At 71.9% G+C, this 11,771-nt stretch carries 9 protein-coding genes; 4 read left to right on the top strand and 5 right to left on the bottom strand.

Annotated features, from left to right (window positions below):
- Positions 1 to 8 precede the first annotated feature (8 nt).
- The 3 genes from WME96_RS21315 to cml form a co-directional block, all read right to left on the bottom strand.
- Positions 9 to 395, bottom strand: coding sequence for a fucose-binding lectin II (locus WME96_RS21315; RefSeq protein ID WP_437291927.1), 387 nt, complete (start codon positions 393 to 395; stop codon positions 9 to 11).
- A 361-nt stretch (positions 396 to 756) separates the two neighbouring features.
- The gene (locus WME96_RS21310) at positions 757 to 1,572 is read right to left on the bottom strand and encodes a S1 family peptidase (RefSeq protein ID WP_437291926.1); all 816 of its coding nucleotides are present in this window, start codon (positions 1,570 to 1,572) and stop codon (positions 757 to 759) included.
- A gap of 259 nt (positions 1,573 to 1,831) precedes the next feature.
- Entirely contained in the window at positions 1,832 to 3,064 is a 1,233-nt protein-coding gene (gene cml / locus WME96_RS21305; protein ID WP_437291925.1) for a CmlA/FloR family chloramphenicol efflux MFS transporter, read from the bottom strand.
- A 663-nt stretch (positions 3,065 to 3,727) separates the two neighbouring features.
- On the opposite strand from cml, the gene WME96_RS21300 reads away from it, so the two are divergent.
- Both WME96_RS21300 and WME96_RS21295 read left to right on the top strand, forming a co-directional pair.
- Positions 3,728 to 4,798, top strand: coding sequence for a hypothetical protein (locus WME96_RS21300; protein ID WP_437291924.1), 1,071 nt, complete (start codon positions 3,728 to 3,730; stop codon positions 4,796 to 4,798).
- Between the two features lie 244 nt (positions 4,799 to 5,042).
- A complete protein-coding gene (locus WME96_RS21295; protein ID WP_437291923.1) occupies positions 5,043 to 6,527 on the top strand; it encodes a hypothetical protein in 1,485 nt (494 codons plus the stop codon).
- A gap of 135 nt (positions 6,528 to 6,662) precedes the next feature.
- Here WME96_RS21295 and WME96_RS21290 read toward each other — a convergent pair whose 3' ends face one another.
- The gene (locus tag WME96_RS21290; protein ID WP_437291922.1) at positions 6,663 to 8,726 is read right to left on the bottom strand and encodes a toxin-antitoxin system YwqK family antitoxin; all 2,064 of its coding nucleotides are present in this window, start codon (positions 8,724 to 8,726) and stop codon (positions 6,663 to 6,665) included.
- Between the two features lie 159 nt (positions 8,727 to 8,885).
- Between WME96_RS21290 and WME96_RS21285 the strand changes: the two genes are divergently transcribed.
- Positions 8,886 to 9,710: a hypothetical protein gene (locus WME96_RS21285; RefSeq protein ID WP_437291921.1), complete on the top strand. Its 825-nt coding sequence runs from the start codon at positions 8,886 to 8,888 to the stop codon at positions 9,708 to 9,710.
- Positions 9,711 to 9,719: 9 nt separating this feature from the next.
- Here the strand turns inward: WME96_RS21285 and WME96_RS21280 are convergent, their stop codons facing one another.
- A complete protein-coding gene (locus WME96_RS21280; protein ID WP_437291920.1) occupies positions 9,720 to 10,664 on the bottom strand; it encodes a LysR family transcriptional regulator in 945 nt (314 codons plus the stop codon).
- A gap of 237 nt (positions 10,665 to 10,901) precedes the next feature.
- Between WME96_RS21280 and WME96_RS21275 the strand changes: the two genes are divergently transcribed.
- The gene (locus tag WME96_RS21275; RefSeq protein ID WP_437291919.1) at positions 10,902 to 11,756 is read left to right on the top strand and encodes an SDR family oxidoreductase; all 855 of its coding nucleotides are present in this window, start codon (positions 10,902 to 10,904) and stop codon (positions 11,754 to 11,756) included.
- The last annotated feature ends 15 nt before the right edge of the window (positions 11,757 to 11,771 follow it).

Genomic DNA, 11,771 nt, shown 5'->3' with positions numbered 1-11,771 from the left:
GGACGACGCTACCGGGGCGTGCTCCAGTTGAATTCGAGGACGCTATCGTTGTAGTCGTTGTCGTCCCCGTTCTCGGCGACGACCACCATGAAGTTGTGGTTGCCCACCGTATAAGGACCGCCAGCTTTCAGCTGGCTGGACTTGCGCCATTCTGCGTTGATGTCCGTTTGATACTCGAACGTCGCTCGCAGCTTCGCTCTTGAACTGGCAACGATCGTCGACTGACCCGTCATCGCGTTGCGCTCACCGGAGCCCGTGAAGGCGCACAGCACCTCGTCGTTGCGAGTCACGGTGATCTTCTGGGTGTGACGCGAGTTGGTCGTCGCTCTGATGGTCACGGTCACACCGTCCGGAAGTTCATCGATCTCGCAGGTGTTGCCGTTCAATTGAGGCATGTGCTCGTGTCCCTTCCTATGGATCGCGTCCCGCGGCCGGGAGGATGACCGTCGAGACCGGGGACGGTCTCGCGGCGCGAGGTGCCAGAGGATGGCTATCAAACCTCCCGTAAACGCGCAACGACAAACAGAAGTGCTGTGTGGACGTGTGGTCTTATATCGCCTGTCCGCGGTGGCGTGTCGGCGAGCGCCGCCTCGATGTCGCGCTCGCTCATTTTCCGCGGCGCGGCGCGGCGCGGTCAAGGTCGTGTGGCGCGCGCTCGCGCTCGACCTCCCGCTCCGCGCGTCCGCTCGCCTGATGTCTCGCACGCGGAGCGGCTGGCCCGGAAGTACGGGTCGTGCCCGGGCGGCGGGGCGCTCGCTACGGCGCGCTCACGAACGCGTCGATGAAGCCGGTGTAGAGGTCGACGCGCGTATCCCAGCCGTCCACGCAGACATTGCCGTCGATCGAGGTGCCGAATGACGTCACGCCGATGATGGTGGGGACGCCGTTCACATCCATCAACGCGGGCCCGCCCGAGTCACCCGTGCACGTGTGGTGGTCCGCGTCGCCGAGGCCCAGCAGCAGCGGCGTGACCGTGTTGATGATGGTGGTCACATGGCGCTTCGTGCCGTCCCAGAAATCCTCGTCCAGGCCGAAGCCGATCAGCCGGACCGGCGCGCCGACCATGTCCTCGGTGATCGGCGCGCGGTTGTAGGGCAGCGGCGCGATGGCGACGGGCTCCTCGAGGATGGCCACCGCGATGTCGTGCCCCCCGTGCAGGTTGGAGCGGTTGAACTCGGGGTCGTAGTGAACCTCTTTCACGTTGACCCAGTATCCTGCTTCCGAGACCTCGGTGCCGAAGAGGGCCCTGCCGACAGGTCCGCTGTCCACCAGCCGGAAGTCCATGCAGTGGGCCGCCGTCAGGAGCACCGTCGGAGCGATGAGCGAAGCGGTGCAGTTGTAGGTCACCACGCTTCCAGACGGCCTTTTCGCGTAGATCTGCAGATTCGCCACGGCCGGATCGCCCTCGTCGATGGTGCCTCCGATGATGGCCGCGGAATCAGCGTCTGTCGGGCTCGTAGGCAGGTCGTCCGCCCCTCCCACGCACGCTGTAAGGAAGGCCGCCGCCGCGAAAATGATCTTCTTCATGGCAATCTCCGCCGAAATTTCAAGTCCTGTCAGAAAAACATCCAAGAGGAGCGCAGCGCCGCCGGGCTCCGCCGGTAGGCCACGGAGATGCGCCCTCAGCTCCAGCGGCCCCGAGGCTCGAGGCGCTGCCGGCCGCTGCGTCGACGCTCCACCGTCAGCCAGTGGATGCCGGCAACCCCGGTCGTCCTTCGCGCGAACGAGAAAGCCGGGACGTTTTTTTCGCTGCTGTGCGGGACCGGGCAGGGGGGATGGCGGTCCCTGTCGGGCGAGCGGCGGGCTCGACGATACGCCGAGCCCGCTCACCTCACGTCTCGCGATGACGCGCTGGATCCGGCAAGACGCCGGTCACCGGGGACGTCTCCGCTCGCCAGACGAAGCCCAGCACAACGAGGGCCATGAGCGTGCAATAGGCCGCCAGCGGCCATGCCGTATCCCCGGGCAGCAGGACGACCAGCGTCGTTCCCACGACGCCGACGATGAGGCTCTCGATGCAGTAGTAGAGCGCTGTCGCGGTGCCGGCGACGTCGCCGAAGCTCTGGAGCGCGCCGTTCGCCGTCACCGAGCTGGCGAACACGATGCCTATCGCGATGATCCACATGGGCGGGATGAACGTCCAGAACGACGGAGCGGCGATCACCTGCCCGACGACCAGCAGCGCGGCTCCGAGGAGCAGCATGCCCATCCCGCGGACGAGGCTCCCGGCGCTTCCCCATCGCGCCACGAACCGCCTCGCGAACCGGGTCGTCGCGATCATGACGAGCGCGACCGTGGCGAAGAGGAGGCTGAAGGCGAGCTGCGAGAAGCCTGCGCGATCGATCATGACGCGTGACGCCGTCGAGAAGAAGACGAAGAACGCGCCCATGGCCGCGCTGAAGCCGAGCGTGTAGGTCCAGAACGAGGCGTCCGCGAGGATCCGACCGAACGCCGCGCGTGGCCTCGACGCGTTCACGGGCCGCGTCTCGGGCCACCTCGGAGCCGCGTTCAGCGCCGCCGCGGTGGCGGCGACGCCGAGCGCGAGGAAGATCGCGCGCCAGCCGAGATGGTCCGCGAGTAGCGCGCCGACCACGGGCCCCAGCGCTGGCACGAACGCCAGCATCGAGCCGAACAGGCTGTAGATCACCGCCCCCTCGGCGCGCTCCGCGTAGACATCGCGCACCGTCGCGAACGTCGCGACGAGCGCCGCGGCCGCGCCGAGCGCCTGCAGGACGCGAAGCACGACGAACCCCGCGGCGGACACGGTGCCCGCGAGCAGATACGACGCGGCGGCAAACAAGGCCGCACCGGTGAGCAGGACCGGCCGCCGGCCCATCCTGTCCGAGATGGGCCCGAACACGAGCTGCCCGGCGCCCAGGACGACCATGTAGAGGCTCAAGGTCAACTGAACGACCGCCGGCGATGTGCCGAGGATGCCTGGCATCATCGGTACCACCGGCAGATAGACATCCATGGCCAGCGAGGCCAGGAGGTCGAAGGGGGCCATCAGCAGCAGCGCTGCGGCCAGCGAGAAATTCCAGGTTGTTGATGTGGTTCGAGGCACGACGATACACCCGCGCAAATGGTGGACATTCGGCGGCGATCTGCCTCAGGACGGCACTCGTCGGACGATCGAGAGCAGATGGCCGCAGCAACGAGATCAGGAGTTGCTGCGGCTCAATCGTCTGAGGTGATGGTGTCCATGCGTACGCCTCGGGCGTGCCTTCGTTGCAGACGGCGCAGGATAACGGTCATCGAGCAGCTCGTCGAGGGCTCACGAAGCCTCGATGCCCAGCCGTGCGTCTTCGCCTTCGCCGCTCCGAGAGCGCGCGGGCGCCGCCGCCGCGCCGGTCGAGGGGGAGCCATGCCCTGCCGGCGGTGCACGCCTCTGGCGCCGCCCGTGTGCCGGCAGCAGGCGCCCGCGGGCGCATGGCGGCACCGTGATCAGAGCGCGCGGCATCTTCGCGCTTGTTTCCCCGGCGCGGCGCGCGCAGAGGTGGGTAGGGGAACAGCAGTTGCATGACCCGTCCCGGTCATGAGGTGGACAATGGCACAGATTGGCAGGATTCCGGGGTTGTTGCTCGCGCTCGCAGCCTTTGTGGGCTGCGGCGAGGTCACGGTGGTGCCTCAAGAGGACGGGGCTCCGCCTGAAGGGGAGGGGCCCGTGCCAGCCCAGGAAGGTGCGGTGCCAGCCGAGGAAGGTGCGGTGCCAGCCGAGGAGGGGGGCTTGCCCGTGGATGTCCCGGCCGATCCCTGCATGGCCGGAACGCTCGTCTCGCTCTTCGCGCAACCGGGGATGGACGCCAACGCGCTTCTTCCCGTCGAGGGCGAGGGGTTCATCGCGATCGGGGCGCCGCACAACGGGGGCGTCGCGGAGCTCGACGGCGCGGGAAACGTCGTGTGGAGCTCGGTCCCGCTGCCCGGGGGATTCCTGCATACAGGCGCCCGGACCGGGGACGGCGGGCTCATGGTGGCGGGACAGACGTATGATCCGGCCTCTCCCTCCGGCAAGGGGCTCTGGCTCGGCCGGCTCGACGGTGCCGGTACGCTGCTCGCCGCCCATTCGCTCGGACCGACGCATTATATGGCGCTCGTCGAGATAGAGCTGCTCCAGCACCCAGAGGGCGGATACTTGCTCTCCACCCACGAGAGCCTGCAGGATGGAGAGGCGCCGCAGCTCGTGCTGCTCCGGCTCGACGACGAGGGCCAGCTCGTCCACCGGCGGGCGACGCCGCTCTCCCCGGGATCCGAGGTGGGGTACAACTGGAGCCACGGCGCCGCCGCGCTCCTGCCCGGAGGGGACGTCGTTCAGCTCACCGCGGACGGCGCGCATGTGCGCATCATCCGCAGCAACGGGGCGACCGAGCCGGTTTTCGACCGCGTTCTGGAGGAGATCGGCGAGGCCTGGCCGCAGGACGTCGCCGTCCTGCCGGACGGCCGCATCGCCGTCGTCGCGCTCAGCGTCGGGCACAACCACGTGGTCCTGCTGGATACCGAGGGCTCGGTGCTCTGGCACAGGACGTATCGACCCGAGCGCGACACCGAGCTGAGCGCCGTCGCCCACGACCCGAGCACAGGCCTCCTGCACCTCGCCGGGACGACGCGCGGAGCGGACGGCGGCACGCAGCGCATGTGGCTGATCTCCGTCGATACCGACGGCGCGCTGCGCTGGGAGCACGAAGGCGAGGTCGGGACGCCGACCGGGATCAACAACGTCACGGCGCTCCCCGACGGAGGCTTCGCGGCGGCTGGCTTCGGCGACTTCGCCTATGCCGTGGTCCGTCCGGCGTGCCCCTGAAGAGCCCGCGCTGGGCCGTCTTGCGCGCGACGAGTCCGGTTCGAGCAAACCCGGCGCAACTTGCGCAACACCACCGCGACCGATGATCCCGCGTCTGGCGGGAAAGCCTGCCCTGTCCCGCTGGCACGCCGGTTGATCGTGCGTCCGGCACGCTGGGCGCGTCGCGGGCCCCGGGGGCGCACGCGCAGCCGCTCCGCCGGGCGCCTCCCGCGCCGGCGCGAAAGGACGCGTTTTTCTCATGCAGATGTTCGGCAGAACTCTCGCCCTCGCCCTCGCCGGCGCCGCGATCGTCGCCGCGTGCAGCGGCTCGCCCGAAGACGCCATGTCCGAAGACGCCATGTCGGAAGACGTCGTGTCGCACAGCGAGGCCGCCCGGTGCGAGGATTGCGAACCGCCGCCTCCTCCCCCGTGCACTCCGAGCTGTGCGGGCAAGTCGTGCGGGGCGCCCAACGGCTGCGGCGGCAAGTGCAGCAGCGGCAGTTGCCCGGCGGGGACGACCTGCGGCGGCGGCGGCGTCGCCTATCAGTGTGGGTGCACGCCCCAGTGCTCGGGCAAGGCCTGCGGGGCGCCCGACGGCTGCGGCGGCATCTGCACCGGCGGCGCGTGTCCGGCGGGCGAGGCGTGCGGCGCGGCGGGCGTGCCGGGCCAGTGCGCGACGCTGCCGGTCGGCCAGGGAGTCGAGTGCTTCGTGTTCAACGACGGCTACACCGACATGGCCGGGCCGACACAGGCGCTCTACATCTCGGAGTCGGGCCAGGCGTGCATGCCCGACGGCAGCCCGGGCGGCACCTGCCGCAAGTGGTTCGGCGCCTGCCGCACCATCGACCCGAGCCACACGCCGGTGCTCTTCTGGGTCTTCAACGACGGCGGGGCCGACATGGCGGGCCCGTCGGACGCGGTGTTCGCGCCGGGCGGCAACAAGGCGTGCGTGCCGGGCAACGGCGCCGCGGGCATCTGCCGGCGCTGGTTCGGCGAGGCGACGCTTCCCGACGGGCGCCCGGTCGAGTGCCGGCTGTTCGACGACGGCGGCGCGCGGAAGACGAAGTTCACGGACGACGAGATCTACAACCATGGCTACGGGAGCGTGTGTTTCCCCGACGGCAGCCGGCACGGCCTGTGCCGCAAGTGGTTCGGCGAGTGCATGGTGACCGGCTGCGGTGACGGCGCGTGCAACGGCGGCGAGACGCCGTCGAGCTGCCCGTCCGACTGCAAGTGCGGCGACGGGATCTGCAACGGCACCGAGTGGTGCGGCAGCTGCGCGCAGGACTGCGGCTCGTGCTGCGGCAACGGCACCTGCAACAGCAGCGTCGGCGAGACGTGCAACACGTGCTCGCAAGACTGCGGCTCCTGCTGCGGCAACGGCGTCTGCGACATCGGCGAGACGTGCGACAGCTGCTCGAGAGACTGCGGCTCGTGCGCTCCGAAGACGTGCTCGGGGCAGACGGCCGGGGCGCAGGCCCAGTACGTCACCGTGGGCATCGAGGACGGCTGGGGCTGCCTGCTCCAGACCCAGGTCTACTTCGCCAACTCGGTGGACGAGGCCGCGCAGTGCGGGCGGGCGGCCTACCCCGGTTACACCATCGTCACGAGCGGCTCGGTCGGCACCTACATCTATCACACCGGCACGATCAACGGCTGCGCCTCCCTCACGTTCGCCGCGGTCTCGTCGTCGAAGGCGGCCTCGTGCGCGAGCGCGCGCGGCTACCCGTACGCAGGCCCCTGCCCCTGAAGCGCGCCGGTGGGCGAGAGCGCCCGCGCGGCGGCCCGTGGCCCCTGTCGTCCACCGGCCAGCGTGCGGAACGCTGCCGACGACCGCGGCGCGCGGACGGCGTGCTCCCACGCCGACCGCGCCGCTGCGGTCGGCTCACGCCGCGCGGATGTCGCTCTGGAACGGAGAGACGTTCTCCGGGAACATGAGCCACACGAAGAGGCACCGCACCTCGAAGTACTCGTCGGCCGCGATGACCGCGAGCGTCGGGTCGAGCTCGTCGACCGCGAGCCCTTCCCAGGCGAATCCCGGCACGCCGCGCGCCCGGCTGACGAGCCCGCTGGTCTGCAGCTGGTCGCGCGCGCGGAAGCAGCGGGTGAGCGACATGTTGACCGCCGCCGTGAAGTCGGGCCGGGGCGCGACGCGCTCCGGCAGGGCGACGCGGTCGAGGCCGGCCGACCAGCAAAGCCAGCAGAGGGCGGCCCACTCGGCCCGGGCCCTTCGCATCAGGTGAGAGACCGGCAGGGCTCCCGGGTCGAGCGTCTCGTCCACGGTGAGCTCGACGGTCTCGACCCCGTCCTCGGTCTCCTCGGTCAAGGTCGCCGCCGTCCGCGCGAGCTCCACCGGCCCGTCCGGCAGCACGCGCGACAGGTCGGGCGGGAGCCACGGACAGGGCTCCGTCCCCGGCAGGCTGCGCTGCACCGCCTCGCGCAGGCGCAGCAAGCGGGTGGCGTAGAGCTGGATCTTCTGCCGGATCTGCTCGATCGGCTGGCCGACCTCGACCGTGACCGACGCGTCGTCCGGCATCGGATCGATGGGCTCGCGCGCCGGCCAGAAATCGAACTCCGGGGACAGCAGCCGCACGAAGGTCCTGAGGTGCTCGGCCACGGCGGGGGCCCCTGGCTCGATGCGGTCGGCGTCCTCGAGCACCCCGCGCGTGTCGCCGAGATCGAGCCGCAGGAGCGCGCGCGTGACGTACGTCGAGCGGCGCTCGGGCTCGAGCAGCAGCGACGCCTCGACGAGCGAGAGCGCGACCCGGCGCGAGCCCGGCGAGACGGCGGCGAGCGTGCGGTACACCGCGCTCGGCTCGGCGCCGAGCAGCAGCTCGTCGAGGACGCCGAGCGCTGTCGCGCCGGACGCCTCGAGCAGCGCTCGCCCGCGTCGCTCCGCGACCTCGGGCCTCGGCCGCAGCGTCGCGGCGTCCAGGAACTCGACGAGCCTGTCGCGCTCGTCCCCGCGGACCGCCGCGCGGGCCGCGGCGCAGCAGGCCTCGCGCGCGCGGCCGTCCTGCAAGAGCTCCTGCGCGAGGGCCCAGACGCGCTCGGCGTCCCACCCGGCGAGGTCCTCGGCGAGCGCGGGCGACGCGCCCAGGCCGGCCTCGTCGAGGTCCGCGCCGAGCTCGCGTCGGGCGACCGGCGCCCCGTCCGCGTCGAGCAGCGTGAACGCTCCGACGGGGTGACCGTGCGTGTACTGACCTCGCTCCTCGCGCACGCGCGGATCGAGGTATGGGCTCGCTTCCGGATCGGGAAACCAGCGGACGGACGGGCCGTGAAGGCGCCCCTGGGGATCGAGGTGCCGCTCCTCGGAAGGGCGGCCCAGCGCGTCGTAGCGGAGCTCGCGATGGCGCGCTCCAGCGCGGATCTCGATCTCCTGAGAGGGCTTGCCCTCGCGCGTGAAGTAGCGGTGGATGGACGTGGCCGAGGCCTCGTCCTCCTCGCTGACCAGCCAGCGTTGCGAGCCGTCGTCGTAGTCCGCCTCGCCGACGCCGGCGGGCCTTTCGGGCCAGCGGGAGCCGTCCGCGGAGATCGGGTATCCGGCGCGGTCGTGAAACACCTGGCGCACGACGCGCCCCTGCCGGTACCGCGCGCGCAGCTCCCAGGCGCCTGGCGGCACGCAGCACGGTCGCAGCCTGAGCTCTGTCGGGGCGTCGCTGCCGTACAGCGCCACCTCGCCGTCGAGCTGGCCGCCCCGGTAGTGCCCGCGCTGCGCGGGTTGACCGTTCGGGTGGAACACGGTGAACGGCCCGTCCTTCACCCCGTCCGCGTAGCGGCAGCACGAGAGCAACGAGCCGTCGCTCGCGCGGTACACGCGGCACTCGCCGGAAGGACGCCCGTCGGCGTCGGTCTCCACGAGCTCGAACGTCCTGTGCTCGGGGTTGTACCTGGCCGAAGGCGGGACCGACGGAGGTCGCTCTGCGCCGTGCGGTGTCGTCGCGTCCATGCGTCGCAGCCTATCGGGGTTCGCGCCGACACGGCGGGCGGCCTCGCCACGGCGTCATGAGGGCGTGCGTCTGTTCGGGAACCCGGGTTCAGTCCTGTACAACTGTTCGCGACGCGTGGTACACGCCCGAGCAGCTCTCCCTCTGGAGAAGCTGCGCGCATGTCCAGGCCGAAAGCCCTCCCGCACGTGACTGCTGCCCGCGCCGCCGGGCTGGCCGCGCTGCTCGACGCGGCCGATCCTGCCGCGGAAAACGAGCGCGCCGGCAGCGCCGCGAGGCACTTCGAGCGGTCGCGGCGGGCACGCGCGGCGCGGCCCCTCGCCCCCACGAGGCCCGACGCCGGCCCGAGCGCGCCGCCGGGCGGCGCGCCGTCTGCGGACGCCCCGCGCGCCGCGCGGGAGTACCTCCACGCCGAGCCGACGCGCTCGCCGGTGCTGAACGCGTTCCTCGGCGAGCTCGGCGCGGAGGGAAGGGCGCTCGTGCCGGCGAGCGTCCACGTCTTCGACGAGCACACCCTCGCGCCGAGGCTCGTCGAGCTCGCGCGTCAGCGCGTGGTCTCCATGCTGCTCGCCGTGGGCAGGACCGACGTCGCCCTGACGCTCGCGCAGATGCCGCCGATCGCCAACGAGCGCGCGGCGCGCCTCTTCATGCGGCAGGCCGTCCACGTCGGCGGCGACCTCGGGGCGATCACGCGCGACTACGGGCGGCACTACCGGCGCTCGGGGTCTCCGGACCACGACGACCAGCGCGCGGGCTGCATCATGGCCGCCTTCGCCGGACGGCTGATCGCGATGGCGGAGAAGCTCCTCGGCCCGCACGTGCGCGCCGAGGTGCGGGCCGAGCTGGAGAGGCTGACGTCGCAGGGCAGCCCCCCCGCGCGGCGGACGCGGGCGAGCGAGCTCCGGACGCCGCAGGGCGCGGGGCGCGCCGTCACCCCGGCGGCGCTCGACGCCGCGACCTCGACGAGGCGCCCGAGAGGCAGGTAGGCCGCCGCGTCAGGCGCCGTCCTGCCCGGCGCCCGCGCCGCCGCCCCGCCGGTCCCGCAGGGCGGGGCCCATGCGCTCGCGCACCAGGTCGAGGAACGCCTTCACCTTCGGCGACAGGTGCCGCGTGCCCGGGTAGACGACGTGGAGCGCCACGTCGACCGGGCTCCACCCGTCGAGCACGCGCGCGAGGCGCCCCTCGCGCACGTCCTGCTCGCAGCGCGTCGCGGGCAGCATCCCGATGCCCACGCCTGCGAGCGCGATCCGGTGCAGCACCTCGAGGTTGTTCGCCGTCGCCCGCGGCGTCACGCGCACCTCCGCGCGCCGCGCGCCCCGGTGCAGCACCCACCGCGCGCCCGGCGCCTCGCCCGCGCGCGCCCCGGCCGACACGAGGACGTCGTGGCCCTCGAGGTCGGCCGGCGCGCGCGGGGCGCCGCGCCGCGCGAGGTACGCGGGCGCCGCCACGAGGTAGCGCGGCACGGCCCCGAGGCGGCGCGCGACGAGCGACGCGTCGCTGGGCGCGCCGAACCGGAGCGCCGCGTCGAACCCCTCCGCGACGAGATCGACGATGCGGTCGGTGCAGACGACCTCCACGCTCACGTCGGGGTGGACCCGCAGGTACTCGGCGACGACGCCGCCGATCCACCCGAAGTGCAGCGGCGCCGTGATCCGCAGGAGCCCGCGCGGCCCCTCCTGCATCTGCGTCACCGTCCGGTCCGCGTCGTCCAGCTCGGCCACGACGCGCGCGCAGCGCTCGTAGTACACGGCGCCGACGTCCGTGAGGCCGAGCTTGCGCGTCGTCCGCCGGAGGAGCTGCGCGCCGAGCCGCGCCTCGAGCTCGGACACCTTCCGGCTCACGGTCGACTTCGGCATGCCGAGCTCGCGCGCGGCCCGCGTGAAGCTCCCGGCCTGGACGACCCGGGTGAAGACCGCGATCTCGTTGAGGTCGGGCAGCATCGGATTGTTCCACCCATGGAACGATTCTTCCTGTACGTCAAGACTAATCAAGCACGCGGAACAGTCATAGGCTCTCTCCAGACAGGGTGGTTTGCCCCGCCGCGCTCAGGGCGCGATCCGGGGCGCGCGACCGTCGACTCGACGGCTCGCGCGCAGCGACGGTTCCCCTGGGAGCCATCGAGTCGCGCCGCGAAAATGCGCCACGCCGCGCGGGGACCCACCCGGAAGGAGACAGCCATGTACTTGGTCACGGGTGCCACGGGGAATGTCGGCAAGGAAGTCGTCGAGGAGCTCCTCGGCGCGGGAGAGAGGGTCCGTGTCTTCACGCGCGATGAGCGCAAGGTGGCCCGCTGGGGATCCACGGTCGAGAAGGCGGTCGGCGACCTCGGGCGACAGGACACGATCGCGCCGGCGCTCCAGGGCGTGCGGGCGGCGTTCCTGCTGCCGGTCGCGGAGGCGGACGGCGTCGACCACGTCCGGAGCTTCCTCGAGGCGGCGCGGGCGAGCGGCGCGCCCCGGATCGTCCTCCTCTCGAGCATCAGCGCGGGCGCGCCGACGGTCCAGCTCGCCCATCGTCACGCCGAGCGGGAACAGCTCGTGAAGGCCTCCGGGCTCCCGTGGACGTTCGTCCGCCCTGGCACCTTCATGTCGAACACCTTCCAGTGGGTCCGGTCGATCAAGGCCGAGCGCGTGGTCTACAACCCCCACGGGGACGGCAAGACCGCGCCCATCGCCCCGCGCGACATCGCCGCCGTCGCCGCCCGGGCGATGGTGACCGAAGAGCTCCTCGGACAGGCGCTCGAGGTGACGGGCCCCGAGCTCCTGAGCACGCCGGAACAGGTGGAGATCCTCGCGCGCGTCCTCGGCGTCCCGCTGCGACGCGTGGACGTCTCGGTCGACGCCGCCCGGCGGCGGATGATCGAGGCCGGAATGCCCCCGTCGTTCGCGGCGGCCCTCGGCGAGCTCATCGAGCGCATCCGCTCGGGGAACGGCGCCCTGAAGACCGACACCGTCGAGCGCGTGACCGGTCGAACGCCGGCGACCTTCGAGGCCTGGGCGCGCGCGCACGCGCAGGCCTGGACCGCGAGCTGAAGCGCGCGGAACGCC

Origin of the sequence: Sorangium sp. So ce406, assembly GCF_051474675.1 — a bacterium.
GTDB lineage: Bacteria > Myxococcota_A > Polyangia > Polyangiales > Polyangiaceae > Sorangium > Sorangium cellulosum_G.
This window is presented reverse-complemented; position numbering and strand designations above follow the sequence as displayed.